The following is a 26,038-nucleotide window of genomic DNA, read 5'->3' as shown; positions in this document are numbered from 1 at the left end:
TTTATTCCAGTTTATTTAGTGTCAGAATTATTTATTTTGCAATGATTTCTTCCACATGCTCGGGTTCTGTCGACGGTTCTTGAGGTCGATCTGGGGAGATGTCGATGTCTGCGAGTTTATCTGATACACGCGCATAAAAATCCTTCTTCTCTTTATCGTTTGGACTACTTCTTATCTCGAAAGTAACAGGTGTATCTTCGGATTTGTACAGCGCTCTGCGTTCTTTTCCTGGTTCTGTCTCGACAAAATATGAGATGCTTGAAGTTCCAAAGCTAACTGCCGCTCTAAGCATATCTTTAATTATATGAGGGATATCCGACATCCTGCCTTTTTTTCCGGCGGATGCATGAACCTTCAATTGCGTCTTTGTTTCTTTAAGTTCTCTTAGCAGTTTTTCGGTTTCATTGCCATTAGGGAATGCCAAGTCAATATCCACTGTTTTATATGCGGTGGCTTTTTCGAAAACTTCTTCAAGAGCATTAATTTTTGAAATAATATTAATTTCAAGATTGTGATTTGGAAAATACTCTTCACAAATTGGAGTTAAAAAACGCTCTAAAGCTTCGATAAATATCTTTCCCTTAGGAAGATGTGCGCCATCAATAGCCAGAAGATGGCGTTTTGTATCAAATACAAAAGGAATTTGTTTCTTTGTCGATATCGCAGTCTTCTCGCCAGCCTTAAAAATGGTTTTCCCAGAAGACAAGTCTGTCAAGCGCTCTGTTTTTGTATAACGAATGAAATTTCCATATACAAAACCAGCAGGGAAAGAAAAATCATTATCTGGACCAATATATGTGTCGCCAGGCATATCATAATGAAACGATGTAGTAGTCTTGGCGCTGAGATGTTTTTTATTCAAATCTCTTAGTTCAGAGAATAATTTTCTATAGCCAATAGCTCCAATTTCATCAATGTTCTGATCATCGGGCAACAATTGAACGTTATAAATTCTAAACTTGGACATGGAAATATTTAAATGTAACTTGTAACTAAAGTTTACTGCAAAAATTTGAATTTGCCAACCATCGGTAACTAGACGATCAATAGCATTTTTAAAATGCGTTATGATGATGCCGTCACGCCCGTAAGCGTGATCTGGGCTTGGCGGCCCGGAACTACACAGGCGCAGCAGCCGCGCCATCACTTCATGGTCTGCGGCTTTTTGCTTTTATGAGCATGCCTGCGCGCGCATGGCTCCGCTTTACGGTGGGCCGTGTGGGGACACCCGCGAGGGTGTGCCGGTCCTGTGTCCGGTCCGCCAACCCTGCACGGTCCATCACCTTTGCTTGGCGGCTGAGGCGATGGGTTCAAACACTTGTCGCACAGGAGCCCGTCATGGCTGACATCACCATTGGTTCGTCCGTAACTGCCGCATCTGCTCGCCCCGAGCTTTCGATTCACGACGGCATCGTCACCACCACCAGCAACCAAATCGCCGCGCACTTCGGAAAGCAGCACAAGGCTGTACTGCGAGCTATCCGAAATTTGAGTGGTGTGGTGGAGGCTGATTTCTATCAGCGCAACTTTGTGCCGATACAAATCAGCACCGACCTTGGCATGGGTCGTACCCGCAAAGATCCCGCTTATCGCATCACACGCGATGGCTTTGTGTTCTTGGTGATGGGGTTCATCGGCAAGGAAGCTGCAGCGTGGAAAGTTGCCTACCTTGCAGCCTTCAACCGCATGGAAGCAGAGCTGCAAAAGCCCGCGCAAGACCCCCAGCGCATTCAGCTCGCCCAGCGTCTGGCTACCCAGGCAGCAGCCCAGGTCACGCAGGCCGTGTTTGATGCCGTGATGGCCGCAGACAACACCGACTGGCGCCACGCCCGCTACCTGCTCAATCTGGGCTACGACCGCGAAGGCCAGCCCAGCGTGCCCCATGCCCAGCCCATTGGCGACGACCAGATGATCGTCTCCTTCAACGCGCTGCCCGAGCGCATCGCCAGCGGCGAGATCCTCTCAGCCACCGACGCCCAGCTCGCCACACTGGCCACGGCCTGCACCCAGCGCCTGACCCAACGCGCCCAGCACCGCGAAAAGCAAGCCGCCAAGCCTGGCCTTCCCGCCGCGCAACCCGCAGCCAGCCTGCCACCCGGCACGCTGATGATGACCTTCAAGTAATCAGTTTTGATAGCTACTGGCGCTTGATGGATAAGCGCTAGAGGCTGATTTTTATTTAAGTCTTTGGCGCAATGAAAAGCCCCTGCTGGTGTTGACTGGCAGGGGCTTTGTTTTTGCCAAAAACATTGAATTATGGGGTCTTAAATCAATTAATTTATCTACTGTTGTAAATGCAATGAAATTTGATTTATTGGGTCATAAATCATGAAAAATAGGCTGCATGAATGACGTCACTTCATCGCGCGGAGGCGCTGGACGGGGGCAGGGGCGCAAGCCAATTTCCCCGGAAGGAGCCAAGGCATACAAGCTTCTGCTGACCGATGAGCAGCGTGCCAAGCTGGAAAAGCTGGGCAACGCGGCCTGGATTCGTGAGCAGATTGATTTCGCAACCTATCTTGAAGAGATTGACATGACCAGAGCCGTCAATTTGAGCGCCCGCTACATCCATGCCTTGCGGCAGCTGCCTCAGTTTCACTTTGTACTCGATCAGAGCGGGCCTCTGACTCACATGCTTAGCGGCGTGCGGGTGTTGCCCTCGGGTGACTTGACCGACGAGGAGGATGACAGCGGACTTTTGCAGCTGGTTTTTCCAGGAGGGCACTCTGTAGAAGTGCACGGTTTCGCCTATCTGGAGTGCATGGCTAAAGAGGCTGCCGAGATCGAGATGACCACGAAGCCAGGAGATTTCAGCATTCCAGAGAAAAAGCAGTCAATGGTGCAGTGGCGCACGGCTGACCTGATTCGGCATCTGACTGGCAAACATGGGTTGGTGAACGAATGACAAAGGCGATTGAGGAAGCTCTCGTTGCTGATCAGCCTACGGGGGTATATGACGAGCTCGGAGCGATTTTTCAGAAGGTTTCTCTATATCCATTCGGAGTCATGCTTTCCTGTCTGGGAATGTCTTACAACACCTTTTGGCATGAGAAAGGGGGCTTGTCTAAGGGGCGGGTGCACCAGGGAAATCTGGACAAGCTGCGCCCAAGCACGCAGAAGAAGTTGCTAGAAAGTCTTCGCTCGTTCGCGGTTGATGAGGGTTTGAAGAAGGGTTACACGGAGGACGAAGTTCATGAGCGTCTAGATAGCATGCCTCGCTGTAGCGATGGCGAGGAAGCAAGCTTTGCAGGAATGCTTCACAGCTTGCAAAGCCCGGAGAGGATGCTGCCTTTAAGCATTGCTGTTGCGCTGGCCATAGATGAGCTATTGCTTGTTTTGCAGAGGGCGCATCAGGCTGGTGATTTAGAGGCGTTTAAGTGTGCAGTTTTGGAGTTTGTTCGATCTCAGAAGTGGCATGAGTTGCCTGAAATGTGTGGGAACACTTTTGATTGTTTTGTTAGCAAATGGAAAGAAGCGAAGAGCTGGGAGCAAGCCAGGCCTCTTGCTGACAAGTTCTTGATGGAGGTCTTTGCATCCTTCCACTGTGCGTTGGATGTGGAGTGGGCGAACCAGTATTTCGCGGGATTCTGTGACCGTCCGGTGCTCCCTCTGATAGCACCCAAACCCACTGCTAAGGCGCTGACTGGCGAGAAGCTCAAAGCCACGGACGGTTTACTGCATCGCCCTGTGCGTAGGCTGCTAGAGTTTTCTGCAGCGGTGATCCATCGGAACTACAAGAAGGAGTGGCCTGCTTCTAGACCTACCGTAAAGCAGTTAGCTGAATGGATGAATTTTGATGAAGATCAGGTCTATAACTACATCGATGGATCCAGCGCTTTAACTTCGGAAAAGTTCCTCGAACACTGGGAACAAATGTGCCGCTGGATTTCTGGAGAGGATGATGAGCAGTGTCTAGCTCATCCGTCAGTAATGTGTGTTTTCGCTCTAGGCTGGCAAGCCGGCTGGATTAAGCGCACCAAGACTAAGAAGGTGATCTCCTTTGTGTTTCTGGACAAAGACTGGGAATACCACTGGGCGATGTACAGAGCCCGCTGGGCGGGCCAGCTCCAGGTTGCAGAAAGAACTCTGGAGTGGCCGGACTGGTTGGTCAGTTAGTCTTCTTCGTTCGCGATGCGATCTTCCCAGTCATCTGGGCGCTCGTCATCGCCGCGTGAGTGCCAATATTCATCATTGTTGGGATTGCACTGGTTCGAGTGGTTGTCGAGATCGGATTGACGGCTCATGGTTATCTCCTGGGACTAGGACTGGTGTTTAAGCGTTTTGCTGGCGGTCATATACGCTCTGAAGCTTTGCGGCAAGCGAATCCTTTGGAGTTTTTCCGTCGTTTTGCGCAGCCACCGCTTGTTGAACACGCTTGACTGCATCTGCCGTCACTGGTGTGCGAGTGCGTGGAGTCGTTTTCTTTGGCATGTAGGTTCCTTTCGTTGAGTTAGTGCTGTCATCGAGTGACAAACGAAGTCTCATTCGAAAGACCTAAATATCCTTTCCCCAAAATTTTCATTTTCAGTTTTGCTATCGAATTGATTGTTTGAGTTGTTTCTGCATAAGCGCTAGACAGCTGCGACATGATTTAGAGACATATGTCGCAGTGACTTGTCGCAGCCATCCGCCGACCATCGGCGCATGGGTCTCTACAGCCACCTCACCACCGATCAGCTCACCGCCCGGCGCGACAGTTATCTGGCCGCCATCGATGCGCGCCTGACCGGCCCCACGCAGGCCAGCCACAGCACCGACGGCGTGGGCGCGCGCTCCGTGCAGTTCAATGCCGACACGACGCAGCTGCGCCGCGCCATTGACGACATCAACGCCGAACTGGCCCAGCGCAACGGCCAGGCCGTGCGCAAGCCCATCTACCTAGTGTAAGCATGGGCCGCAAGAACCAACTAAGCCGTCAAAGCCGCAGCCGCACGTCGTTTGCGGCGTCGCTGGGCGCAGCGCCGCTCAAGGGCGGGGCGGCCATGTCTGCCTACCAGGGTGCATCGCACACCGATCTGGCACTGAGCGACTGGCAGCCCATGGCGGGCAGCGCCGATGCCGACCTGCTGCCCGAGCTGGGCACGTTGACCAGTCGCGCCCGCGACCTGGCCCGCAATGACGGGCTGATGGCGGGCGGCTTGCAGACCCACCGCGACAACGTGGTGGGCGCAGTGCTGCGCCTGTCTGCCGTGCCCGACTACCGCCTGCTGGGCTGGACGCCCGAGCAGGCCCGCGAGTGGGGCAACAAGGTAGAGGCGCACTTTCGCAGCTGGGCCGACACGACGGATTGCGATGCAGCCCGCACGCTGGATTTGCTGGGCCTGACGGTACTGGCCCTGGGCGGCGAGATGGTGAACGGCGATGCCGTGGCCATTCCCAAATGGCTGCCTCGGCCCGACAGCCCCTGGGCCACGCGGCTGAGCGTGATCGAGGCCGACCGGCTGGAGACCCCGCCGTACCTGGAGGGCATGGCCCGCATTCGCCGTGGCGTGGAGCTGGACGGCGAGGGCGCGCCCGTGGCCTACCACTTTCGTGCCGCGCACCCAGGCGATGCGCTGTACCTGCGCGGCGACGAGGCGCTAGACCTGAACCGCTGGGAGCGCGTGCCCGCCTTTACCCCCTGGGGCCGCCGCCGCGTGGTGCACCTGCATGCCAAGGAGCGCACGGGCCAGAGCCGGGGCAAGCCCATCGTCAGCGCAGTGATGCGCGAGTTCCATATGGCGGGCAAGTACGCCCAGAACGAGCTGCAGGCCAGCCTGGCCAACTCGCTGGTGGCGGCGTTCCTGGAGTCGGACCTGAGCCAGGAGGCTGCGTCGGCCCTGTTTGGCGATCAGGCGCGCGATGTGTGGAAGGAGTCCGTCACCCAGTCGCGCAGCATCGGCAAGCTGCAGGCCGGGGCGGTGATCCCGCTGCCCGTGGGCGCGCGGCTGCAGTCGTTTGCGCCGGGCCGCCCCAATGTGGCGTTTGAGGCCTTCATGCTGGCGGTGGAGCGGCGCATTGCCGCCGGCATGAACCTGCCGTACGAGCTGTTTGCCAAGGACTTCAGCCGCGTGAACTACAGCAGCGCCCGCGCCGCGCTGCTGGAGGCATGGCGCTACTTTCACGGCCGCCGCCGCTGGCTGACCACCACCTGGCTGCGGCCCATCTACGAGCTGTGGCTGGAAGAGGCGGTGAACGCGGGCGTGATCGACGCGCCCGGCTTTTACGCCAACCGCTACGCCTATACCCGCTGCCGCTTTGTGTTTGGCGGCAAGGGCTGGGTGGACCCGGTCAAGGAAGTGCAGGCCGCCAAGCTGCGGCTGGAGATTGGTGTCTCCACCCTGGAGCAGGAATGCGCCGAGCAGGGGCTGGACTGGGAAGAGGTGCTGCACCAGCAGCGCCTGGAGGCCGAGTGCCGCCGCGAGCACGGCCTGCCCGAGCCCGGTGCCACCACCTGGATTGCCAACACCGCAGACAACGGCAGCGACAAGGAAGAGGGCGCACCCGCCCGAAAGGATGCGCCATGAACCGCCAAATTAACCGTCAGATGAGCAGACCCTATCCGCATCTGGCCGACCGCCTGTTCAACACCCCGCTGCTGCTGCACCCGCAAAAGCTGGACGCCATCATCGCCGGCCTGGGCCAGCGCCTGCTGGGCACCGAGGGCCTGCAGATCGATGCTGCCGCCATCAGCCCCCGCGCGGCTTTGCCTGCCGAGATGTTTACCACCCGCAAGGGCGAGCGCACCGAGCGCGGCTACCGTGTGAATGAGGGCGTGGCCGTCATCAGCGCCATGGGCGGCCTGGTGCACCGCACCCGGCTGGAGGCCGACAGCAGCCTGCTGATTGGCTACAACGACCTGGCTGCCGATATGGAAGACGCCCTGGCCCAGCCCGAGGTGCATGCCATTGCCCTGGTGCTGGACAGCCCGGGCGGCGAGGTGTCGGGCGCGTTTGAGCTGGCAGACCGCATTTACGCCGCACGCGGGCGCAAACCCATCGTGGCCGTGGCCGACGGCATGGCGGCCAGCGCTGCCTACCTGGCCGCCAGCGCGGCAGACGAGGTGGTGCTGACCACGACTTCTTACGTGGGCTCCATCGGCGTGGTGATGCGCCATGTGGACTACAGCCGCGCGCTGGCCAATGAGGGCATCAACGTCAGCCACATCTTTGCCGGCGAGCACAAGGTGGACGGCAACCCCTACCAGCCCTTGCCCACATCGGTGCGCGAGCACCTGCAGGCAGACATCGAAGGCCTGTACCAGATGTTTGTGCAGGCCGTGGCCAGGCACCGCGGCATGGAAGAGCAGGCCGTGCGCGACACGCGCGCCGCCGTGTACCGGGGCGTGGCCGGCGTGGCTGCAAGGCTGGCCGACCGCATCGGCACGGCAGACGCCGTGATTGCCGACCTGTCTGCGCGCCGCGCTCGCAGTTACCCCGCAGGGGCGGGAATCTCAATTCAACTTCAAGGAGCTTCTATGGGCGACCCCCAAACCATTCAACCGGCGGCGGCTGCGCCTGCCGAACCCTCTACGGCGGCTGCGCCTGCCGAACCCTCTACGGCGGCTGTTGTGGCCCCCGCCGCTGCATCGGCTGCTGCACCTGCCGGTCCTGCTGCAGTTGCTGCTGCTGCCTCGCAAGGCCTGGAGCAAGCCCGCGCCGAAGGCGCACAGGCCGAGCGTGCCCGCGTCAGCGCCATCCTGGGCCATGCCCATGCACCGGCCAACGCTGCACTGGCGCAGACCTGCATTGCCGGCGGCCTGACGGCCGAGCAGGCCCAGGGCGTGCTGGATGCCGCACCGGCTGTCGCAGCCGCTGCAGCCCCCGCAGCGGCTGCCAACCAGTTTGCCCAGGCCATGGCGGCACTGGGCAACCCCAATGTCTCGGGCGTCGAGGCGGCCAGCCCCGACGGCTCTGCACAGGCGGCCACCCAGGCCGCAGCCGGTTGGGGCAAGGCCTTTGGCACCGCACCGTAACCCAACCCCCACCCATAGGAGCACACACCATGCAAGTGCAAGAACTCGGCCCCGGCACGGCCTGCTATCTGGTCAGCGAGGCCAACGGCACCCGCTCGCGCGAAGTGGTTACTATCGCGCAGGGGCAAAACCTGCTGCCCGGCGCTGTGCTGGGCAAGGTCACTACCAGTGGCGAATACACGGCCGTCAGCCCCACCAACGACAACGGCAGCCAGACCGCCATTGCCGTGCTGTTTGCCGCCGTGGACAGCACCGCCGCAGCCCACGCCGCCGTCATCACCGCCCGCGACGCCGAAGTGGCCGCCCATGCGCTGGCCTGGCCAGCAGGCACGACCGAACCCCAGAAAACCGCTGCCCTGGCCCAACTGGCCGCCGTGGGCATTGTTGCGCGCTGAAGCCGCGCCAGAAAAAGGACTACCGATATGGCCGATCTCAATATCTTTGCGCACGAGGCATTCAGCATGACCTCGATGTCCACCGCCATCCAGGCCGCGCCCTATGCGCCGCAGCTGCTGGGGCAACTGGGCATTTTCACGACCGAGCGCTCGCGCACCACCACCGTGGCGATCGAGGAAAAAGGCGGCGTGCTGTCCCTCATCAAGACCAGCCCGCGCGGTGCACCCATCGAAGAAGGCAAGGGCGAAAGCCGCCGCATGCGCCACTTCGACACCCTGCGCATCGCGCGCGGCAAGACGCTGTATGCATCGTCGGTGCAGAACATTCGCGCCTTCGGCTCCGTCAGCGAGCTGCAGGCCGTGCAGAACGAGCTGGCCGACATCATGAATGGCAAGACCGGCCTGCGTGCCGCTGTGGAGCTGACGCACGAGCACATGCGCCTGGGCGCCGTGCAGGGCAAGGTGCTGGACGCCGATGGCTCTGTGCTGGTGGACTGGTATGAAGAGTTTGGCATTGCCCAGCCTGCCGAGATCAACTTCGACCTGGCCAACGCCACGGCCGAAGGCGGCGAGATCCGCAAGCAGTGCAATGCGCTCATCCGCGACATGATGCGCGCCAGCCATGGCGCCTGGCTGCCCGGCCAGACCTATGCCGTGGGCCTGTGCGGCGACAACTTCTTCGACGACCTCACCGGTAATGCCGAAACCCGCGGCACCTACCTGAACCAGCAGGAGGCGCGTGACCTGCGCAATGACGTGGGCCAGGTCTTCGGCTCGTTTCGCTACGGCAATATCCAGTTCATCAACTACCGAGGTACCGACGACAACAGCACCGTGGCCGTGCACCCGGACAAGTGCCAGTTCTTCCCCGTGGGTGCGCCGGACGCGTTTCGCGTCGGCTTCTCGCCGGCCGAGTCCTTCCCCTTCGTCAACACGCCCGGCCAGGACGTGTACGCCATGGTGGTCACGGACAAGGACCGCCAGGAGTGGGTGCGCCCCGAGGTGCGCAGCTACCCACTGTTCATGTGCACCCGCCCCGGCATGCTGCAGCGCGCCAAGCGCAAGGCCTGAGCATGTTGGCAAGTACTGCACCTTTTGCGCAGGTGGATGCGCTGATCAATCAGGGCATCAGCCAAACCCTGGCCAATGCCACGGCCAGCTGGCAGGGCGGTAAGCCCTTTGGCGTGGTGTTCAACCGCACGCCGCTGGAAGGCTTTCTGACCGATGCGGCCACTGCTGAGCGCCACACCGTGGCCATGCCGCTTGCCGATGCCCCCGGCATTGCCGAGGGCAGCACCGGCCTGCTGCTGGGCGGCCAACCCTGCCAGGTGATCGGGCCGGTGGTGCAGGACGCCAGCGGCTGGGCCGTGTTGCCCATCGTCTTTCTGAACTGAGCGCCATGTTGCTGCTTGAACCAATCATCAAGTCGCGCCTGGCAGGGCGCAGTGCACTGGCCGCCTGGCAGGTGCGAGGTGCGTCGCAGCTGTGCGACCGCACGCAGGTGCCGGCCATCGAGGTGCGCATGTCCGGCGCGGGCCTGGGCGATGTGTCGCGCGAGGCTGCCCAGCTGGAGCCGCGCTGGTCCTGCGTGCTGGTGAACCGGCGCAGCGACACGGCTGCTGCCGAGCTGGATGCCGCCGTGGAAGACGTGGTGGGCTGTCTGCACGGCTGGCGGCCTGCTGTGCCCGGCGGGCGGGCCTGGTCAGAGCTGCGCGCCGCCGGAGTGCGAGAGGCCGAGTTTGTGGACGCCGGCCTGGTCGGCTATGCGGTGGAGTTCACCACCGTCTCTGTTTTCGAGTCGCTGGACGCCTGAGGCCGGCGCCGTTCAATCATTCAAAGGAGCTAGTCATGGCTGCACTGCCCCGCGTCAAGAAGGAATACCAGATTCCGCGTGGACGCCTTGTTTTCTATCCGTTCGATGCAGCGGGCCGCCTGCTGGGCGGTCGCCAGTTCGGCAACTGCCCGGCCTTCTCTTTGAGCGTGGAGGGCGACAAGGCCCCGCATTACAGCTCGCAGGGCGGCCTGCGCGAGAAGGACGAAGAAGTCCTGATCGAGATCACCCGCAAGGCGGCCATCACCACCGACAACATCAGCGGCAGCAACCTGCGCATGTTTCTGTCCGGCACGGCAGAGACCCACACACAGGAATCTGCCACGGTGGCCGACGAGGCGCATACGGTGGAGCCGGGCGGCATCTACCGCCTGGGGGTTACCGCAGCGGCCCCCACGGGCGCGCGCAAGCTGAGCACCGTCACCGTCAAAAGCAAGGACGGCACCACGACCTTTGCAGCGGGCACCGATTACACCGTGGATGCCGACCTGGGCCTGCTGCAGATCGCGGAGGGCGGCGAGATCGACGCGGCCACCGAGGTACTGGTGGGCTACACCGCCGCAGAGACCAGCTGGGAGCGCATCAAGTCCGGCAACGGCGCGGATCTGAAGGGCGCACTGCAGCTGATTGCCGACAACGCCCACGGCAGCAATCGTGACTGGTGGTTCCCCAGCGTAGCGCTGTCGCCCACGGGCGAGCTGCCGCTGATTCAGGACGGCACGGACTACAGCCAGTTCGGCTTCGATGTGGAAGTGCTCAAGCCCGACAACGGCGAGGCCGTCTATGTGGACGGCCGTGCGGCGCTGATTCCTTAACCCATCTCCATCCAGACCTCCCGGCTTGCCGGGGCGGTTTGCACTGCGGCCACCAAGCGCCGGCTGCAGTGCAAACCGAAGCAACCACTTTCACTCAAGCACCGACACCATGGCCTTCAAGCCCATTCAGATTGTGATCAACGCCAAGGACGATGCGTCTGCGGTGCTGAGCCGCCTTGGGCGCAATGTGAAGCTGCTGGGCGCGACGATTGCCGGCTACTTCGGCATCAAGGCATTTGCAGGCGTGGTGCAGAGCGCCGCAGACTTTGAAGCGGCCATGAGTCGGGTCAAGGCCGCCACCGAGGGCACGGCCGCAGAAATGGCCGCGCTGACCAAGGCCGCCCAGGCGGCGGGCAGCAATACCAAATACACCTCGGTCCAGGCTGCTGGCGCACTGGAGAACCTGGCCAAGGCGGGTGATATCGAGCTGGGCAAATCCAGCGAGTACGTGACCAAGGCCGTGATGGGCATGGGCTTGGCGTTTGATGATGCAGGCCGCGTGGCCGATGTGCTGGCCAAGGGCGCCAACGCCACCAACACCAGCGTGGAAGGGCTGGCCCAGGCGCTGAGCTATGCCGCGCCGGTTGCCAATTCCCTGGGCGTAAGTCTGGAGAGCACGGTGGCCATCATCGGCAAGTTTGCCGATGCGGGCATCGACGCCAGCCGCGCAGGTACGGCGCTGAACTCCATCATGAGCCAGTTTGCCAACCCGCTCTCCAGCTTCCGCAAGGAATTGGGCGCCGCAGGCATAGTCACCACCAACTTTGAAGAAGCCTTGCACCAGCTGGCCGCCAAGGGCAAGGACGGCGAGCGCGCCATCAATGCCGTGGGGCAGGAGGCCGGGCCCGCGCTGCGCGCCTTGCTCAACCAGGGCATGGGCGCGCTGGACGAGCTGACGGGCAAGCTGCGAGAGGCGGGCGGCAGTGCAGAGGCCACGGCCAGGACCATGGCGGACAACCTCAATGGCTCGCTCAAGGGCCTGAGCAGCATGTGGGAGACCGTGACCCAGGTGCTGGGCAAGCCCGTGCTGCCCGTGGTGCGCAAAGGCGTGGACGAGCTGACCGGCGCGCTGCGCAAGGCGGTCGAGAGCGGCCTGGTGGAGCGCTTCGGCAAGACCCTGGCCACGGCTTTTGAGAACGGCCTCAAGTTCTTCCGCGCGTTTGCAGCCAACGTCAACTTTGACGCCGTGGTGCTGCGCCTGCAGGTCTTTGCCAGCGAGGCGGGCGAGACGCTGCAGCGCATCGGCCAGTACGCCACCAATGCAGGCAACACGGTGCAGCTGGCCTGGGGCGTGATGACGGCGGGTGTCAATGGTGTGCTGACTGCCATCTACGGTCTGGGCGCGGCGTTTGCACAGATTGCTTCCAAGGTGATGGAGGGTGTGGCGGCGCTGCGCAGCGGTCTGGCATCCGTCACCTTTGGCGGTCTCAGTGAGAGCTTTCGTCTGGCGGCGGCTGATGCCGAAGAGATGGCGGGCGCATTTGGTGCCTCTGCCGACGCCCTCAAGGCCAAGGCTGAGGAGTCCTTGCAACGCATGGCTGACGGCGCCCAGACGGCGCGCGATGCATGGAGCGGGCTGACGGGGGATGTGGCAGCAGTCGGCAATGCTGCTGCGGCGGCGGCCCCCTCCATCGAGGCGGTAGCTGCAGGCATCGAGGCCACGGGAAAGGCCGCAGCCAAGGCGGCCAAGGAGGCAGCAGCCAAGGCCGAGGCCGACCGCGTTGCTGCCGAGAACCTGAAGAAGCTCAGAGCCGAGTACGAGCAACTGATTGCCAGCGGCAATCTGGATGCTGCCGGGCGCAAGCTGCAGGAAATTGCCAAGGCCCAGCGCGCTGCTGCCAGCACGGCCCAGGATGCGGCGCAGTCCACCGCGCTGCTGGAGCAGGCCTACAAAGACCTGGGCATGACCACCAACGAGGATCTGCAGCGCATGGCCAAACAGGCGCGTGCTGCGTTTGAACAGTTGGAAAAAGACGGCAAGCAGCCGCCCATGCGTATTGCCGAGGCCTGGAAGTCCATGGCCGACAAGGTGATTGCGGCCAATGGCGGTATCGCGCCTGAATGGCTCAAGACCCAGGCAGCGGTCAAAGGCTACGAAGTCGCGGTGGACGATGCGGGCAAGGCCATGCTCAACACCGACCGCGCCACGGCCCGGGCCGTCAGCAGCATGGTCAGCGGCATGGGCCGGGTGCGCGAGGCGGCCGACAGCGTGCAGGAGAGCATGCGCGGCATCGAGCATGCATCGGGCCGCGCCGCCCACGCTGCCCGTGAATGGGAGCAGGGCGGCCCGCGCAACTTTGTCGAGGAGCGCAATGCCGGCGTGCAGGGCTCGCAAGGCGTCATGCACCAGAACACCGGGCCGCTAAGCCTGGTGCCGCAGTTCCAGACCCGCCAGGAGCTGGAGGCCTGGTGGAAGCAATGGCAGAACCAGTATGCGCAGGACAACCCTTTCTCCGTCAAGAGCAGCGGCGCTCTGGGCAACTATCAATATGACCTGACCCAGTTTGCGGTCACGCAAGCGGGCAGGGCTATCGACCTGCAGCAGGCCGCCACCAATGCAAGGCCGAAGCAGGAGGCGGAGCGCAAGCCAAGCGCTCCCAGCTCAGTGCCTCGGGCGCCGGCTCCAGCCCCTGCAGCCGCAGCACCCCAATCCGTCATCACCCACAGGCACGAGGTCGTGATTGGCGGCCGTCAATACAACGTGGGCACGGACGCAGCAGGCAGCGGGGAGATGCAGCAGCTGATGGCGGCGCTGGAGCGTGATGCCAATCTATCAGGAGGTGTTCACTGATGGCTGGTCATTTTCTCGCGGGCATCGAGCTGCCGCGCGGCATGTTGTGGGTGGACGAGTTCAACTGGTCTGCCGTGCAGAAGACGGTCGAGCGCGGCATCACTGGCGCCCAGATCATCGATGCCGCTGCCCGTATCGAGGGCCGGCCCATCACCTTGCAGGCCGTGGAAGACCAGGGCTGGATTCGCCGGGTAACGCTGCAGGCCGTGCAGGCCCTGGCCGATGCGCCAGACGGTCAGTACCCGCTGCGCCTGGCTGACGGCCGCGAATTCACCGTGCAGTTTGCGGCAGACGACCCGATTGCCGCCACGCCCATCTCCCGGCCCGAGCTGCCTGCTGCAACCCATCCCTATGTCGCCACGCTGCGGCTGATCACTGTTTAAGCGAGAAGAACGATCCCCATTCAGACAGGCGACGTAAAGCTGCTCAAGTCCGCCGTCATGAGCGATGCGCCCGAGGGCGGTGGTGCCCCGACTGGCGAAGCTATTCCCGATGGTGTGAGTAATGCGATATTTCCCGACATCTCGCAACTGGACCGCGCCATCGGCCGTTTCAGCGCACGCAAAGTGACGCTGGGCGTGCGCACGGACGATACCGACACTTACTTTGGCGCCAACGTCATCGTGGCCGACCCGCCTGAAGACCCGCGTATCAGCGTCACCCTGTTTCGTACCGGGCAGGCTTTCGACACTCGCAAGGACGCCATTCAGCGTGTCGAGGCCTATCTGAACAAGGGGCCGGAGTGGCCTGGTTACCTCTACGAGGGCCATATTGCGGGTCAGCGTGTCATCCAGATTTTCCAGCGTATCGCCGAGGCGCTGCCCGCCGTGGGCCAGACCCTGGTCATCGTGCAAAACGAAGGCGCCGCCAATCAGATCGAGCAGTATGTGCGCGCCACTCGCGTGAGTTCGGTAGTGCGCACCTTCACCGACGCCAACGGCACGGACTATCAGGCCGCCATCGTGACGATGGAGTTGAGCGACAAGCTGCGCACCGATTTCATCGGCTCGTCTGCTTCGCGGTTTTTCACGCACGCAAGCAATGCGGCCCGGATTCGGGACACGGTCGTGGCCGATGCCGGCAGCTACGTGAGCGTCAGCCCACTGGCCCGGGCTGCCGCGCTGGGGGATTTCACCGCTGTCGCCCAGAGCGTCTTCACCCAGCTGGTGCCATCGGCACAGACGGAGACACCGATCCCGGCAGGTGTTCCCTATGCCGTGGCCGCACTGCCGGCCTCTGGTGCTGAAGAGGTCACGTTCGTGACGACCCAGGCCTGGGACAGCGCCACGAACCTGGCCCTGCCGGGCGGCTGCCTGCCGGGCTCGCTCAAGATCCGTATCGGCTCCGGCGCGCAGTTCACGGACGAGGCTGGCATTCTGCTGTCGGGCTCCCAGCAGGTGGGCACGGTGGACTATGCCAACGGTATCGTGGCCAGCAGCTCGGGCAACTACGCCGGCAGCAAGACCATCAGCTACCGCCCGGCTGCCTATATGCAGCGCGTGCCGCAGTCCAGCGAGATCGCCATCACGGCAGAGTCTCGCAGCCAGTCCTATGTGGGCTTTATCACGCCTGTGGCTGCACGTGGCACGCTGTCTTTCAGCTACCGTGCCCAGGGCCGTTGGTATGTGCTGTCGGATGCTGGCGACGGCTCCCTGCGCGGTATCGACTCCAGCTATGGCGCAGGTACCTATAACTCTGTCACTGGCTCCTATGTGATCACCCTGGGTGCGCTGCCGGATGTGGGTAGCTCCATCATCATCCAGTGGGGCGTGCCGACCCAGGAGACCGTGCACCCTGCGGCAGACCTGCTGATCAGTCAGACGATTGCCCTGCCGCTGCCCGCGGGGCAGGCGCTGTACCCCGGCGCCTTCGACATCACATGGATGGACGGCCAGACCCAGCGCACGGCTACGGCCAATGCCGCCTGGCAGCTGCAAGGCGACGCCACGGGCGAGGTGCGGGTGGGCCGCTCCGAAGTGCTGTTTGCTCCCAAGCTGATGCCGCCTATCGGCACCGTGCTGGACGTGACGGTCGATACGGCTGCGGCCCAGGAAGTCAATCTTGCCCACCCATCGCGCAACGGACAGGGTCGCCTGGTGGTGGCGGCAGGGCAGGGCTCCCTCGTGCCGTTTGCGGTCGAGGTCGAGTGGAATACGCTCACGGATCAGTCCGTGCTGGGCACATATACCCGGGAGCAGCTCACGGAGATGGGCGTCAGCCTGGTCGATCCCACGCAGATTGCGCGTGACGACGGCCAGGGCAAGCTGGTGCTGGGGGGCGCTCAGATCGGTACGGTGGACTATGCGGCCGGCAGTATCGAGTTTCAGCCGGATGTCTCGATCCGCATTCCCAAGCCCCGCTACTCCTCCACGCAGATCAGCGGCGGCGGGTTCTCCGGCGACGCTGCGCGCTACCGCCTGAACTATGAGGGCATCGAGTATGTCAGCGCTCCTTCGATATTTCCGAACGATGAGAGCGGCTACGTCAAGATCCGGTTTCGCACGACCGGATCGCCCACGCGCCAGACCCTGCAGGTGCCGTTCGCGCCCGAATTCGCACTGATCACCGGAGTGCAGGCGCCCATGGTGCCGGGCTCCGTGGTCCTGTTGCCTGCCAGTGGGCAACCCTGGAGCGATGACGGGCAGGGGACGCTGCGCGTGCTGACGCCGGCGGGCTTTGTGACACGCGGCACGCTCAACTATGCAACGGCAAGGGTGGCGCTCACCTCCTGGACACCGGGCAATGCCAACACCCTGCGCCGGGTCAGCTGCATCACGACGCTGGGCGATGCCATCTCCAGCGCCTACGTGTTTCGCACCGCATCGAGCCCGCTGCGCCCTGGCTCGCTCACGGTGCAGGTGCCTCGCGTCTCGGGTGGCATGCAGAACGTGACCGCTGGTATCGACGGCACGATCTCGGCGCCCGGTGTCGTCGGCACTGTCGACTATGAGACCGGCCTGGTGCGCCTGGGTTTCGGCTCCCTGGTCAACGCGGCGGGCAGCGCGGGTGAGCCCTGGTATGACCCGGCCAATGTGCAGCCGGACGGCAAGATCTTCAAACCCCAGCCGGTGGTCGCCAGCGCCTTGCGCTACGCCGCCGTGGCCTATAGCTATCTGCCGCTGGATGCGGATCTGCTGGGTATCGACCCGGTGCGCCTGCCCAGCGACGGCCGAGTGCCGATCTTTCGGCCAGGCGGTGTGGCTGTGGTGGGCCATACGGGCTCGATCACGGCCACCTTCAGCAACGACCAGACCGTGGACTGCGGCCGTGTGCGACTGTCCCGTGTTCGCCTGGTGGGCGCCGATGGCAAGGTCATCCATGGCGGCTATACCGCCAACCTGGAAGCCGGCCTGGTGCACATCGTGGATGTGGCCGCCTGGGCGCAGCCCGTCACCATCGAGCACCGCATCGAGGACATGGCCGTGGTGCGCGATGTGCAGATCAGTGGCGAGATCAGCTTTGCCAGCCCGCTGTCGCACGACTACCCGCTGGGCAGCTATGTCTCAAGTGCGCTGACGGCCGGCTCGGGCGTGGCCAGCGACCTGTTTGCCCGTGCCAATACGGTGTTTGACCAGCAGACCTGGACGGGACTGTGGGCCGATGTGGTGACGGGCAATGAAGCGCTGGCCTCGTTCAACCATGCGCAGTTTCCGATAGTGGTCACCAACCGGGGAGCGATCACCCAGCGCTGGGCCTTGCGCTTTACCTCGCCCACGCAGTTTGACGTCATTGGCGAGAACGTCGGGGTGATTGCCGTGGGCAACACCGATGCCGACTGCCAGCCGATCAACCCGGCCGAGGGCGTTCCGTACTTCGTGCTGCCCTGGAAAGGCTGGGGCAATAACTGGGCCGCAGGCAATGTGCTGCGCTTGAACACCGTGGAGGCCGGCATGCCGTTCTGGGTGGCCCGCACCGTGCAGCCCGGTCCCGAGACGGTGCCCGACGACACCTTCACGCTGCTCGGCCGTGGCGACGTGGACAACCCCAAGCCTTAACCATTCTGGAGAGACCTCATGCCTTACGGAACGCAAAGCAAGTTTTTTAGCAGCGATATGGCCGGTGCGCCCGCGCTGTATGCCGATGCCGGCGCCTATGTGGCGCTGCTCGATGCCGTGCTGGTCAACGGCTATGGTGCAGCCACAATCAGCCAGATCGTCGTGACGGATGGCATGGCCGTGGCGACCACGGCCCTGGGCCACAAGTTTCGCAAGTGGCAAGTTGCGCTCAACACCGGTGCGGCCCACGCAGCTTTAAACGGCGAGCACCGTGTGATCGGAGTCAGCGGCGCAAGCTACACATTTGAAGTGACCGGCGTGCCCAACGGCACCTACAACGGTGGAGAAACAAAAGTCGCGCCCCTGGGCTTCGAGATCACGGCTACGTCAGCGAACCAGCGCATCTACCGCAGCAAGGACTCCCGCCGCAATGCCGTGAGCCTGTTCGTAGATGACAGCAACACCGTCACGGGCTGGAACATCGGCAGCAACAAAGCACTGACGCAAGCGCGGCTGGTGTGCGATGTGACCGATATCGGCAACTATGTGACGCTGGGCACGACCTGGTGGCCCAAGGCCAATGCCGTATCGGGCACGGCGGCACGCCCCTGGATCATCGCCGGCGATGCGCTGGGCTTTTATTCGGCGGTGGATGTCGTAGCCAATGGCTTTGCCGTGGCCAGCAGCCACTTCATGCAACTCAATACCCTGGCCGCAGGCGATCAGTTCGCCACGATGCTGGAGGGAGCAGGTCCAACAACTGACACGATGAGTAGCTACGCGAACGGGGTGGGAAGTGCGGGCGCTGGCATGTCTGCCATGACCATGGGGGCGCGGGTGATTGCCCGCGGACTGGCGCAAAACGGTGCGGCCATTCCCATGCGGTATTTGGGCCTGGGCTGCATGGCTCATAACTCCTCCCCGCCGTTTGGTTGGACGACCAGTGGCAGGCGCGGTGGCGCTACAGCAATTTATCAGTTTGGAGGAATGACGTCGGTAAACCCTGCGGACTCCGGGCTGGTGTTGGGACAAAACGTAATTGCGGTGCACAGTCCTTCAGGGCTGGTCGATGGCAAAGACTTTGTGGGGCGTGCCATCTTGCCGGGACTTTACTCGGTGCCTGCCGACAGCAACTGGGCCATGACAGCGACGGTGCAAGAGGCGCCGGGCGGCATGTCGGGATCCAACTTGATGCCACTGCCAGCGTCAACGGGCGGCGGTTTAATGGGGTCGACCGAAACACCCGGTGCCAACACCCTGGGCGGCTACTACGTCGACATCACCAAGGACTGGCGATGAGCGGGCCGGTCACCTTGTCGGGGGCGCTGCTGCGGCCGCTGCTGCAGCGGCAGGATTTCAGCAACGGGGTGCCCAAGGCATTCCCGCAATCCGTGCTGCTGGTCAAGCCGCTGCTGGCCGCCGCAGTGGGCCTGGGCAATGGCTTCATTGCATCCACCGTGGAGAAGCAGGAGCAGGCAGACCCTGCGCCGCTGCCGCTCGCCCGCCGGGTGGTGCTGCTGCTGGAGCCCACGCTGCAACTGGTGGCCGAGACGGTCAGCGATGCGGCAACGGGTGCCTATCGCTTTGACGGGCTCAACCCGAATGCCCGCTTCACGGTGATCTCGTTGGACCACCTGCACAAGTTTAGGGCCGTGCTGGCCGACAACCTGGCGCCCTCGGTATGAGCCTGCTGCGCATCTCCGCCCGCCACAACAGCGCCAGGCTGCAGGCCACGCTGGCGGACATCAACGCCGGTCCGGCCGCCGCGTGTATTGAGATATACGACGGCTTGCTGCCCAGCACGCCCGAAGCCGCTACGACTGCGCGCCTAGTCGGGCGTGTGACGCTGCAGGTGCCCGCCGGCGAGATCGTGAGCCATGCGCTGCGCCTGCTGCCCGAGGGCGACGGCATGGCCCTGCTGACCGGAGTGGCCGGCTGGGCGCGCCTGGTCAATGGCGCGGGCGAGGTCGTATGCGATGGCGAATGCACGGCGGCCGATGGCGCCGGCCCTTGGCGGCTGCCCAGTCTGCAACTGTATGCAGGCGGTGCGGTGCGCCTGATCTCTGCGGTGCTGGGGTGATCTGATGGCCGACTCTGCACGTCTGGTCTTCAAGCGCAAGCCCGCTGCCAATGGGCGATTGGTCTTCGGCCTTCCCGATGGGCAGGAGGTACAGCCGCCTGGCGTGGAGCTGCAGCTCGACGCGCAACTGCCCGGCATGACGCTGCAATGCGATCTCGCATACGCCAGCAACACAGAGCGCCCCCTGGTGGCCGCCAGCAGGGGGGACTGGCAGTCTGCCGCGCAGCACAAGGCTGGGGTGCTGGAGCGCATGCAGGGCTCGGTGCGCAGTCCTGCAGGCTGGCAAGGCCGATGGCAAGCCGCGCAGGCCCGGCCCCAGGCGGCGGAGATCCGGCAGGTGGGCACGCTGCGGCCGGCCAAGCTGCAGATCGCAATGCGCCATCAGGACGGCCTGCCGTTGCATGAATCGGCCGCAGTGCAGGCGCAGGCCGGCTGGCCTATCAATCCGCAGCTGCAGGCCCGGCATCAGCGCGGCGAGCCCGTGCAAAAGCAATCCGAGCTGCCGCACCAGGACGGCCTGCGTGATCGGTTGGCAGAGCAACGCTCGGGTATGCAGAGCGCACTGCCGCTGGTAGCCGGGGTGTCGACAGACCACCAGACGGCGCGGCCGTGGCTGCTGGGCTTTGCGGTGCGCTACCAGGAAGCGGTGCCGCCGCCACCAGGCATCAGCAAGCGCCCCGGCCCGCCGGTCGATCCCGAACCGCCCGTGGATCGCTGCTATGTACCCGATCCGCGCCTGCTCTTCAAAGCGCTGGCGGCGCGTGATGGGCGTCTGATTTTTGTGTGTGAGCACGGCATAGCGCCGCTGCCCCCGTTCGTCATTCCTCTGCTGCCCGTCTATATGCAAGTCCACCATCTCACGGCGCATTTGCTGCCGAGCCTTGAGCCAGTAGTGCTCACTGACGTCACCATTGCGGCCGACGACGACAGCTACTGCTGGAGCCTGTCCGCCAACGGCCCCGAGCATCTGCTGGACCAGCTCGCGCCCGTGGGCGGGCTGCCGCAGCGGCTGCAGGTCGGCATTGACGGCATGCAGTTTGTCTTTGCCGTCACCAGCACTGCGCGCAGCCGCTCGTTTGACCGGCGCCGCGTGGCAGTGCAGGGCATCAGCGTCACGGCCATGCTGGGCAACCCTTATGTGCCCAAACAGGCCTGGCTCTCCACCTCGGTGGCAACGGCGCAGCAACTGGCGGTGGGCGCGCTGGAGTTCAGTGGCGTGGATCTGGATTGGCAGATCCCCGACTGGCAGGTGCCCGCTGGCGCCTGGAGCTTTCAGGGCACGCCGCTGCAGGCCGTGCTGCGCATGGCCGATTCGGTCAATGCCGTGGTGCGAAGCCATCGCACGGCAGAGCAGCTCATCGTCGCACCGCGCTACCCGGTGCTGCCGTGGGAGTGGGGCGCGGCCGTGCCCGATGTGCAAATGCCTGCGGCCGTCATCGTCACCGACGAGCTGCGCCCCGATCCGCGTGCCGAATACAACGCCATCTATGTCGCCGGCGGCAGCGTGGGCGGCGTGCTGGGCCATGTGGTGCGCCGCCTCAGCGCGCGCGACAAGCTGGCCCCGCAGATTCAGGACGACCTCATCACCCATGCCGACGCCGCTCGTATGCGCGGCAGTTGGGCGCTGGCGGCCAGCGGCAACAAGCTGCAGCACAGCATCAGCATGCCCGTGCTCACGGGCGGCACCAACCCCGGCATCTTGAACCCCGGCCAGCTGCTCGAGGTAGCCGACACCGACGGCACCTGGCGCGGCCTGGTGCGCGGCGTCAGCGTAAGCGCCTCCATGCCCCGCGTGCGCCAGCAGGTCACCGTCGAAAGGATTGCCGCATGAGCACCAACCTCTACAAGCGCCTCAAGGCCCTGCTGCCAGACGACCCCGTCATGACCGGGCAGGTCAGCGCCGTGTTTGCCGACGGCACTGCGCTGGTTGCGCTCGAAGGCGCCGCAGGCCTGCTGCGCGTGCGCAACCCGCTGGGCACGGCCAACGGCGTGCGTGTCTATGTACAAGGCGGCGCCGTCACCGGCCCCGCGCCCGCCATGCCCTATGTGCTGATCGAAGTCTGAAAGAAGAAAGGAAGGGGAATGGACGACTACGGTAACGAGCTGCCGGCCACCACGCTGCAGCAAGTCAACAACGCTTTAACCAGGGGAGTGAACGCATGGCTGCCATCGAACGAGATCTGAAAGCCGCAACCCAGGGCTTGCATGAAGTGCGACAGGAACTGCACCAGCGCAACCAGCAGATGGCCGAGCTGCTGGAATTCTTTACCGCCATGAAGGGCGCATTCAAGGTGCTGAACTGGGTGGGCAAGGTCGCCAAGCCCTTGGCCGCCATCGTCATGCTGGGCGGTGCCTGCGTTGCTTTCTGGACGGCCCTCAAGGGAGGGGCAAACCGATGAACTGGAAAGAAAAGCTCATTGCCACCCTTGGCGGCGCAGCGGTCGCGCTGGCCATACCCCTAGTGCAAAAGTACGAAGGCACCGTGCTGCGCAGCTACCGCGACCCGGTAGGCATCATCACGGCCTGCACGGGCCACACCGGGCCCGAGCTCAAGATGGGCCAGACCTACACCCGCCAGCAGTGCGAAGAGATGCTCTACAAGGACCTGGCCAAACATGCCGACGCCTTGAGCTGCGTCACCGTGCCGCTGACCGACGGCCAGCGCGCCGCCTTTGTGAGCTTTGCCTTCAATGTGGGCGACCAAGCGTTCTGCCGCAGCACCCTGGTGCGCAAGGCCAACGCGGGTGACATCGACGGCGCCTGCGCTGAACTGAGCCGCTGGACCTACGCCGGCGGCAAGCAGTTGCCCGGCCTGGTCAAACGCCGCGCGGCAGAGCGTCAGCTGTGCGAGGCGGGGCTGGCATGACCGGCGCGTCCCGCATCTGGCCCTGGCTGGCCTTGGCGCTTGCCCTGCTGCTGGCCGTGCAGACCCGGCGGTTGGCTAAGGTTGAGGTTTCTCAGTCAAAACAGGCTGTAGCTCAGGCGCAGCAAGCGCAGGCTGCTATGGAAATCAAAACCGCAGGGCGACTGCAGCACGCCGCAGGACAACAGGAAAACACCCATGACTACACGCAAGAAATGGCCCGCCTGGAGGCTGGCCGCGCTGCTGATGCTGCCCGCATTGCAGGCCTGCAGCACGACATCAGGGGCGCTGCCACCCGCAACGCCCAGCTTGCCGGTGACGCCGCTGCCTGCCGAGATCTCGCAGATCAGCACCAGCGACTCGCAACCCTTGCTGCAGAAGGCGCGGGCGTGGTTGGCCAGCTTGTCGGACTGGTCGAGCGCAGAGACGCCCAGGTCAACGCCCTGAAAGGGCAGGTGCAGATCGACCGGCAGTTGCTGGCGACCGATTGAGCAGACCCCGAAAAAGGCGAAAGCCCCAGACGTTACGAGCGCCTGAGGCTTTCTTTCCTAACCCTTGAAGGCCCAAGGATCAGAACTCAGATGAAGTTTACCAAGATGACCGTAACAGGACAATTGGACGCCGCAGGCGCCGACCGCTTTGCCCGCCGCATTGCCGTGGCCTATGTGCTGGCCGCATTGGGCATCACCGCCGCAGGTTTGGGTGGCTTGATTGCCGCTATCCGCTGGTGGTAAGCAGCTTTATTCTTTGACCACAGGCCTGTGCACCAGCACCGGAATGTGGCTGTTCACCAGCACGCGCTGGGTTTCGCTGCCAAGCAGAATGCCGGCAATGCCCTTGCGGCCGTGCGATGCCATGCAGATCAGGTCGCAGTGGCTTTGCTCGGCCTGCTGGATGATGGCCTTGTGCACCGATGCATTCATGGCTCGTGCAGTCTTGCAGTCCACCCCCTCGGCCCTGGCAATGTCCTGCACCGCCTGCAACACCTTGTCGGCCGTTCTCTCGGCGTCCTTGTTCAGGTCGCTGGTGTTGTAAGTCATCATCGCCTCGCCGCTGTACATCAAGGCGGCATAGTCCGGCATCACATACAGCACCGTCACCAGGGAGTCTTGTTCCTTGGCCAGCTGCATGCCCGCACGCAGCGCGGCTTCGGAGAGTTTGGAGCCGTCCGTAGGAATCAGAATGTGCTTGAACATTTTCAGCCTCCTTGCGCGCCAGCGCCTGTGGGGTTGCCAATCAATCCGAACGCTTGCACAACCCATACTCACACTCTGCGGCGGCTGATGCAACACCCCGAAGTGGGTATTCAGGCGGTTTTTTGATGGGCAGGCAAACGCCTGAAATTCAGTGAAACCCGGCCCTGATGCTTGCCCATCAAGCGCAGGCAGCTATCAAAAGCAGACTAACTGAACGTCAGCGCAGCATGTCTTGCGCGGGGGATGCCGGGCCTATGGGGCGCTTGCCAGCGCCGCGCCAGTGTCACTCGGGCACCCTCAACCCGCAGTGCGGATCGCTATCAGCGGGTGGAGCGGGAAGGGCGGTAGTACGATTCGCCCATAGCAACTTGGAGAGGGTATGGGCAAATCGACGTATCGCGCATTGGTGATGGCTTCGCTGGGCATCCCCGTGCTCGGAATGCTGGCGGAATATGGCTTCGATCTCGTGCCCCATGAGCTGACCGACCTTTCCCAGAGCCTTTTGATGCAGTCAGAGGTCGGCCCCACGGACTGGATCTTCTTGCTGGCGCTCTCGGTGCTCGTGGTGCTCGGCCTCATTTCCTTTTACGGGCTGCTGCGGTTCAGAGCATGGGCGCCTCGGTTTACCCTGTGGTCTTCTGTTGCGACTGCAGTCGTCGCATGTTTCAGCCCGCCGATTGTGCTGTCCGGCTTGGGGAACGCGACATCGGGTTTGGGCTTTGCGCTGTTTGGCGCAGTGCTTGCATTGCCGTACTACGCACCCGAAGTGCGAGAGATGTTCTGGCCCTCCAAGCCAGAGGCCTGAACAAAAGCCCCTGCCAGGGGCTTTTTGCATGGCAAAGCGCTTCGGGTGACCCGAGCAGCCTATCGGAACGTCATGCGCAGCAGGCCTTCATCGGGCGCAGGGGGCTGCTTGGCGGACAGGGCCGGTGCAGACGCGGAGCGCTGGCCGGGGGAATTACCGGGGTAGATCGGCAGCGTCACCTGCTTTTCGCGGTGTTGGGCGCGTTGGGCCAGCCGCTGGGTGCAGGCCGTTGCCAGCGTGGCCAGCTGCGCATCGGTCGCGCCCATGATCTCGCCGTCGGCAATGCGCTGCGGCAGGCTGCTGAAGGACACCACCATCTGGTCCGTTGCAATCGGCTGGGCGTGGGGCAGGGTGGGGCGGCCCTGGCTGTCGTAGTTCAGGTTCAGCAAATAGCGGCTGTGCTGCCACTCGTCTGCGTCACCCTCCATCACCGCATTGAACACCGTGCGGTGCACCTGCGCCGCGGCCTCCGCGGCCAGAGAAAATGCCAGCTCCATGCGCTGCGTGTCCGCAGGCTGGTGCAGCGCGGCCTCCATGCGGTTGAAGGCGTCGATATAGGCCAGCTTGAAGGCCAGTGCCTTTTTGCCCGTAAAGCCCATGGCCAGCAGCGTAAAGCCGTCGCGGGTCAGACTGTAGGCGGGGCGGATCTCGCCTTTTGCATCCGTGTAATCAACCAATCGGAAATCCGATTGGTGCTCATGCGGCAGGTCTGCGGTGAGGGCGCGAATGCGCTCCATGACGTGCAGATGCTGCTTGCCGAAGTGCGAAGCGACTTCGTTGCTGGTGGTGCAAGGTTTGCCGTCAACGAGAGTGACGGCGGGAGAAATAGCCAGAGTGGACTTGGACATGGTGGCGCTCCGTGATGAGACTTTGAGTGCCTATCGCAGCGTTCTTACGCACTGCAATAGGCGGCCGGGAGGTTAAGAACCTAGATCACGCTAGGCGGACTTCTTCCCCTTTCGGGTCTTGTATCCGTCGCCCTCCCGGCCATAAATCAAGCGTCTGCAAAAGTGCAGACGTGCAATGTCCGGGCACAAAAAAACCGCCAGTTATCGGATGCGGTTCTTCCGCGTGATCTTAGGAGTTCTTACGCTCCACCCCTTGCGGGGTGCCTAAAGTGTACAGGATATGAGGAACTAGTCCAAGATGAAATCTTGCATAGCGTGCATTTAACAAAAGAAAAATCGGTTGTCATAAATGAATTTTTTATTGTATCTTTAAGTCTTGATATCTAAATAAAACGAGATATTATATTGGTGAAAGAGTTAAATGAAGGGGAGTGCTAATAGGTAGGATTATTGATAATGAATTTA

28 protein-coding genes are annotated in these 26,038 nt (G+C 62.7%); 24 read left to right on the top strand and 4 right to left on the bottom strand.

Annotated features, from left to right (window positions below):
• Positions 1 to 31: 31 nt before the first annotated feature.
• Positions 32 to 1,144 (bottom strand): DUF4747 family protein, encoded by a 1,113-nt coding sequence (locus CTR2_RS15295; RefSeq protein WP_087082957.1) that lies wholly within the window; start codon positions 1,142 to 1,144, stop codon positions 32 to 34.
• Positions 1,145 to 1,338: 194 nt separating this feature from the next.
• Between CTR2_RS15295 and CTR2_RS15290 the strand changes: the two genes are divergently transcribed.
• The 3 genes from CTR2_RS15290 (at position 1,339) to CTR2_RS15280 (ending at position 4,116) form a co-directional block, all read left to right on the top strand.
• Complete coding sequence (locus tag CTR2_RS15290; RefSeq protein ID WP_087082959.1) at positions 1,339 to 2,124, top strand: Rha family transcriptional regulator; 786 nt, start codon at positions 1,339 to 1,341, stop codon at positions 2,122 to 2,124.
• A 220-nt stretch (positions 2,125 to 2,344) separates the two neighbouring features.
• Complete coding sequence (locus CTR2_RS15285; protein WP_087082961.1) at positions 2,345 to 2,905, top strand: hypothetical protein; 561 nt, start codon at positions 2,345 to 2,347, stop codon at positions 2,903 to 2,905.
• The gene (locus CTR2_RS15280; protein ID WP_087082963.1) at positions 2,902 to 4,116 is read left to right on the top strand and encodes a hypothetical protein; all 1,215 of its coding nucleotides are present in this window, start codon (positions 2,902 to 2,904) and stop codon (positions 4,114 to 4,116) included. Before CTR2_RS15285 ends, CTR2_RS15280 begins: the two co-directional genes overlap by 4 nt.
• Here CTR2_RS15280 and CTR2_RS15275 read toward each other — a convergent pair.
• Positions 4,113 to 4,244, bottom strand: a complete 132-nt coding sequence (locus CTR2_RS15275) for a hypothetical protein (RefSeq protein WP_254913310.1) — start codon at positions 4,242 to 4,244, stop codon at positions 4,113 to 4,115. The genes CTR2_RS15280 and CTR2_RS15275 overlap by 4 nt on opposite strands.
• Positions 4,245 to 4,614: 370 nt before the next feature.
• Between CTR2_RS15275 and CTR2_RS15270 the strand changes: the two genes are divergently transcribed.
• The 20 genes from CTR2_RS15270 (at position 4,615) to CTR2_RS15175 (ending at position 23,458) form a co-directional block, all read left to right on the top strand.
• A complete protein-coding gene (locus CTR2_RS15270; protein ID WP_254913311.1) occupies positions 4,615 to 4,887 on the top strand; it encodes a hypothetical protein in 273 nt (90 codons plus the stop codon).
• A 2-nt stretch (positions 4,888 to 4,889) separates the two neighbouring features.
• Positions 4,890 to 6,506 (top strand): phage portal protein, encoded by a 1,617-nt coding sequence (locus CTR2_RS15265; RefSeq protein ID WP_254913312.1) that lies wholly within the window; start codon positions 4,890 to 4,892, stop codon positions 6,504 to 6,506.
• A complete protein-coding gene (locus CTR2_RS15260; RefSeq protein ID WP_254913313.1) occupies positions 6,503 to 7,954 on the top strand; it encodes a S49 family peptidase in 1,452 nt (483 codons plus the stop codon). Before CTR2_RS15265 ends, CTR2_RS15260 begins: the two co-directional genes overlap by 4 nt.
• Positions 7,955 to 7,983: 29 nt before the next feature.
• The gene (locus tag CTR2_RS15255; RefSeq protein WP_087082969.1) at positions 7,984 to 8,349 is read left to right on the top strand and encodes a head decoration protein; all 366 of its coding nucleotides are present in this window, start codon (positions 7,984 to 7,986) and stop codon (positions 8,347 to 8,349) included.
• A gap of 27 nt (positions 8,350 to 8,376) precedes the next feature.
• Positions 8,377 to 9,420 carry a major capsid protein gene (locus tag CTR2_RS15250; protein ID WP_087082971.1) on the top strand — a complete coding sequence of 348 codons (1,044 nt, stop codon included), beginning with the start codon at positions 8,377 to 8,379 and terminating at the stop codon, positions 9,418 to 9,420.
• Positions 9,421 to 9,422: 2 nt separating this feature from the next.
• A complete protein-coding gene (locus tag CTR2_RS15245; protein WP_087082973.1) occupies positions 9,423 to 9,743 on the top strand; it encodes a hypothetical protein in 321 nt (106 codons plus the stop codon).
• Between the two features lie 5 nt (positions 9,744 to 9,748).
• A complete protein-coding gene (locus CTR2_RS15240; protein ID WP_087082975.1) occupies positions 9,749 to 10,162 on the top strand; it encodes a hypothetical protein in 414 nt (137 codons plus the stop codon).
• A 35-nt stretch (positions 10,163 to 10,197) separates the two neighbouring features.
• The gene (locus CTR2_RS15235) at positions 10,198 to 10,995 is read left to right on the top strand and encodes a phage tail tube protein (RefSeq protein WP_087082977.1); all 798 of its coding nucleotides are present in this window, start codon (positions 10,198 to 10,200) and stop codon (positions 10,993 to 10,995) included.
• A gap of 109 nt (positions 10,996 to 11,104) precedes the next feature.
• The gene (locus CTR2_RS15230; RefSeq protein WP_087082979.1) at positions 11,105 to 13,786 is read left to right on the top strand and encodes a phage tail tape measure protein; all 2,682 of its coding nucleotides are present in this window, start codon (positions 11,105 to 11,107) and stop codon (positions 13,784 to 13,786) included.
• The gene (locus tag CTR2_RS15225; protein WP_254913314.1) at positions 13,786 to 14,169 is read left to right on the top strand and encodes a hypothetical protein; all 384 of its coding nucleotides are present in this window, start codon (positions 13,786 to 13,788) and stop codon (positions 14,167 to 14,169) included. The genes CTR2_RS15230 and CTR2_RS15225 overlap by 1 nt, the downstream gene beginning before the upstream one ends.
• Positions 14,170 to 14,226: 57 nt before the next feature.
• Positions 14,227 to 17,781, top strand: coding sequence for a hypothetical protein (locus CTR2_RS15220; RefSeq protein WP_310220658.1), 3,555 nt, complete (start codon positions 14,227 to 14,229; stop codon positions 17,779 to 17,781).
• Positions 17,782 to 17,799: 18 nt separating this feature from the next.
• Positions 17,800 to 19,080: a hypothetical protein gene (locus CTR2_RS15215; protein ID WP_087082981.1), complete on the top strand. Its 1,281-nt coding sequence runs from the start codon at positions 17,800 to 17,802 to the stop codon at positions 19,078 to 19,080.
• Positions 19,077 to 19,466, top strand: coding sequence for a hypothetical protein (locus tag CTR2_RS15210; protein WP_140401021.1), 390 nt, complete (start codon positions 19,077 to 19,079; stop codon positions 19,464 to 19,466). The genes CTR2_RS15215 and CTR2_RS15210 overlap by 4 nt, the downstream gene beginning before the upstream one ends.
• Complete coding sequence (locus tag CTR2_RS15205) at positions 19,463 to 19,861, top strand: hypothetical protein (RefSeq protein ID WP_087082985.1); 399 nt, start codon at positions 19,463 to 19,465, stop codon at positions 19,859 to 19,861. The genes CTR2_RS15210 and CTR2_RS15205 overlap by 4 nt, the downstream gene beginning before the upstream one ends.
• Before the next feature lie 4 nt (positions 19,862 to 19,865).
• On the top strand, positions 19,866 to 21,692 hold the full coding sequence (locus CTR2_RS15200; protein ID WP_087082987.1) for a hypothetical protein: 1,827 nt from the start codon (positions 19,866 to 19,868) through the stop codon (positions 21,690 to 21,692).
• Entirely contained in the window at positions 21,689 to 21,925 is a 237-nt protein-coding gene (locus tag CTR2_RS15195) for a hypothetical protein (RefSeq protein ID WP_087082989.1), read from the top strand. The genes CTR2_RS15200 and CTR2_RS15195 overlap by 4 nt, the downstream gene beginning before the upstream one ends.
• A 95-nt stretch (positions 21,926 to 22,020) precedes the next feature.
• A complete protein-coding gene (locus CTR2_RS15190) occupies positions 22,021 to 22,260 on the top strand; it encodes a hypothetical protein (RefSeq protein WP_254913315.1) in 240 nt (79 codons plus the stop codon).
• Positions 22,257 to 22,727, top strand: a complete 471-nt coding sequence (locus tag CTR2_RS15185; RefSeq protein ID WP_087082991.1) for a lysozyme — start codon at positions 22,257 to 22,259, stop codon at positions 22,725 to 22,727. Before CTR2_RS15190 ends, CTR2_RS15185 begins: the two co-directional genes overlap by 4 nt.
• The gene (locus CTR2_RS15180) at positions 22,724 to 23,215 is read left to right on the top strand and encodes a hypothetical protein (RefSeq protein ID WP_087082993.1); all 492 of its coding nucleotides are present in this window, start codon (positions 22,724 to 22,726) and stop codon (positions 23,213 to 23,215) included. The genes CTR2_RS15185 and CTR2_RS15180 overlap by 4 nt, the downstream gene beginning before the upstream one ends.
• Positions 23,216 to 23,305: 90 nt before the next feature.
• Positions 23,306 to 23,458, top strand: coding sequence for a hypothetical protein (locus CTR2_RS15175; protein WP_153260315.1), 153 nt, complete (start codon positions 23,306 to 23,308; stop codon positions 23,456 to 23,458).
• A gap of 6 nt (positions 23,459 to 23,464) precedes the next feature.
• Here the strand turns inward: CTR2_RS15175 and CTR2_RS15170 are convergent, their stop codons facing one another.
• Positions 23,465 to 23,920 carry a universal stress protein gene (locus CTR2_RS15170; RefSeq protein WP_087082994.1) on the bottom strand — a complete coding sequence of 152 codons (456 nt, stop codon included), beginning with the start codon at positions 23,918 to 23,920 and terminating at the stop codon, positions 23,465 to 23,467.
• 379 nt (positions 23,921 to 24,299) lie between these two features.
• Here CTR2_RS15170 and CTR2_RS15165 point away from each other — a divergent pair, with 379 nt between their 5' ends.
• The gene (locus CTR2_RS15165; RefSeq protein ID WP_087082996.1) at positions 24,300 to 24,725 is read left to right on the top strand and encodes a hypothetical protein; all 426 of its coding nucleotides are present in this window, start codon (positions 24,300 to 24,302) and stop codon (positions 24,723 to 24,725) included.
• 59 nt (positions 24,726 to 24,784) lie between these two features.
• Here the strand turns inward: CTR2_RS15165 and CTR2_RS15160 are convergent, their stop codons facing one another.
• Entirely contained in the window at positions 24,785 to 25,573 is a 789-nt protein-coding gene (locus CTR2_RS15160; protein WP_087082998.1) for a Rha family transcriptional regulator, read from the bottom strand.
• Positions 25,574 to 26,038: the final 465 nt, after the last annotated feature.

It is taken from the genome of Comamonas thiooxydans, assembly GCF_002157685.2.
GTDB classification, from domain to species: Bacteria; Pseudomonadota; Gammaproteobacteria; order Burkholderiales; family Burkholderiaceae_C; genus Comamonas; species Comamonas testosteroni_H.
Note: the sequence above shows the minus strand (reverse complement) of the source record. Positions and strands in the feature narration are given on the sequence as shown.

What these genes read in the sequence shown, in the direction of transcription:
- CTR2_RS15215 (WP_087082981.1), top strand. Translation starts at nt 17,800, where the DNA reads ATGCCTTACGGAACGCAAAGCAAGTTTTTTAGCAGCGATATGGCCGGT.
- CTR2_RS15245 (WP_087082973.1), top strand. Translation starts at nt 9,423, where the DNA reads ATGTTGGCAAGTACTGCACCTTTTGCGCAGGTGGATGCGCTGATCAAT.
- CTR2_RS15210 (WP_140401021.1), top strand. Translation starts at nt 19,077, where the DNA reads ATGAGCGGGCCGGTCACCTTGTCGGGGGCGCTGCTGCGGCCGCTGCTG.
- CTR2_RS15285 (WP_087082961.1), top strand. Translation starts at nt 2,345, where the DNA reads ATGAATGACGTCACTTCATCGCGCGGAGGCGCTGGACGGGGGCAGGGG.
- CTR2_RS15255 (WP_087082969.1), top strand. Translation starts at nt 7,984, where the DNA reads ATGCAAGTGCAAGAACTCGGCCCCGGCACGGCCTGCTATCTGGTCAGC.
- CTR2_RS15220 (WP_310220658.1), top strand. Translation starts at nt 14,227, where the DNA reads ATGAGCGATGCGCCCGAGGGCGGTGGTGCCCCGACTGGCGAAGCTATT.
- CTR2_RS15160 (WP_087082998.1), bottom strand. Translation starts at nt 25,573, where the DNA reads ATGTCCAAGTCCACTCTGGCTATTTCTCCCGCCGTCACTCTCGTTGAC.
- CTR2_RS15260 (WP_254913313.1), top strand. Translation starts at nt 6,503, where the DNA reads ATGAACCGCCAAATTAACCGTCAGATGAGCAGACCCTATCCGCATCTG.
- CTR2_RS15185 (WP_087082991.1), top strand. Translation starts at nt 22,257, where the DNA reads ATGAACTGGAAAGAAAAGCTCATTGCCACCCTTGGCGGCGCAGCGGTC.
- CTR2_RS15295 (WP_087082957.1), bottom strand. Translation starts at nt 1,144, where the DNA reads ATGGCGCGGCTGCTGCGCCTGTGTAGTTCCGGGCCGCCAAGCCCAGAT.
- CTR2_RS15250 (WP_087082971.1), top strand. Translation starts at nt 8,377, where the DNA reads ATGGCCGATCTCAATATCTTTGCGCACGAGGCATTCAGCATGACCTCG.
- CTR2_RS15200 (WP_087082987.1), top strand. Translation starts at nt 19,866, where the DNA reads ATGGCCGACTCTGCACGTCTGGTCTTCAAGCGCAAGCCCGCTGCCAAT.
- CTR2_RS15265 (WP_254913312.1), top strand. Translation starts at nt 4,890, where the DNA reads ATGGGCCGCAAGAACCAACTAAGCCGTCAAAGCCGCAGCCGCACGTCG.
- CTR2_RS15195 (WP_087082989.1), top strand. Translation starts at nt 21,689, where the DNA reads ATGAGCACCAACCTCTACAAGCGCCTCAAGGCCCTGCTGCCAGACGAC.
- CTR2_RS15280 (WP_087082963.1), top strand. Translation starts at nt 2,902, where the DNA reads ATGACAAAGGCGATTGAGGAAGCTCTCGTTGCTGATCAGCCTACGGGG.
- CTR2_RS15235 (WP_087082977.1), top strand. Translation starts at nt 10,198, where the DNA reads ATGGCTGCACTGCCCCGCGTCAAGAAGGAATACCAGATTCCGCGTGGA.
- CTR2_RS15175 (WP_153260315.1), top strand. Translation starts at nt 23,306, where the DNA reads ATGAAGTTTACCAAGATGACCGTAACAGGACAATTGGACGCCGCAGGC.
- CTR2_RS15170 (WP_087082994.1), bottom strand. Translation starts at nt 23,920, where the DNA reads ATGTTCAAGCACATTCTGATTCCTACGGACGGCTCCAAACTCTCCGAA.
- CTR2_RS15165 (WP_087082996.1), top strand. Translation starts at nt 24,300, where the DNA reads ATGGGCAAATCGACGTATCGCGCATTGGTGATGGCTTCGCTGGGCATC.
- CTR2_RS15225 (WP_254913314.1), top strand. Translation starts at nt 13,786, where the DNA reads ATGGCTGGTCATTTTCTCGCGGGCATCGAGCTGCCGCGCGGCATGTTG.
- CTR2_RS15290 (WP_087082959.1), top strand. Translation starts at nt 1,339, where the DNA reads ATGGCTGACATCACCATTGGTTCGTCCGTAACTGCCGCATCTGCTCGC.
- CTR2_RS15190 (WP_254913315.1), top strand. Translation starts at nt 22,021, where the DNA reads ATGGCTGCCATCGAACGAGATCTGAAAGCCGCAACCCAGGGCTTGCAT.
- CTR2_RS15180 (WP_087082993.1), top strand. Translation starts at nt 22,724, where the DNA reads ATGACCGGCGCGTCCCGCATCTGGCCCTGGCTGGCCTTGGCGCTTGCC.
- CTR2_RS15240 (WP_087082975.1), top strand. Translation starts at nt 9,749, where the DNA reads ATGTTGCTGCTTGAACCAATCATCAAGTCGCGCCTGGCAGGGCGCAGT.
- CTR2_RS15230 (WP_087082979.1), top strand. Translation starts at nt 11,105, where the DNA reads ATGGCCTTCAAGCCCATTCAGATTGTGATCAACGCCAAGGACGATGCG.
- CTR2_RS15275 (WP_254913310.1), bottom strand. Translation starts at nt 4,244, where the DNA reads ATGAGCCGTCAATCCGATCTCGACAACCACTCGAACCAGTGCAATCCC.
- CTR2_RS15205 (WP_087082985.1), top strand. Translation starts at nt 19,463, where the DNA reads ATGAGCCTGCTGCGCATCTCCGCCCGCCACAACAGCGCCAGGCTGCAG.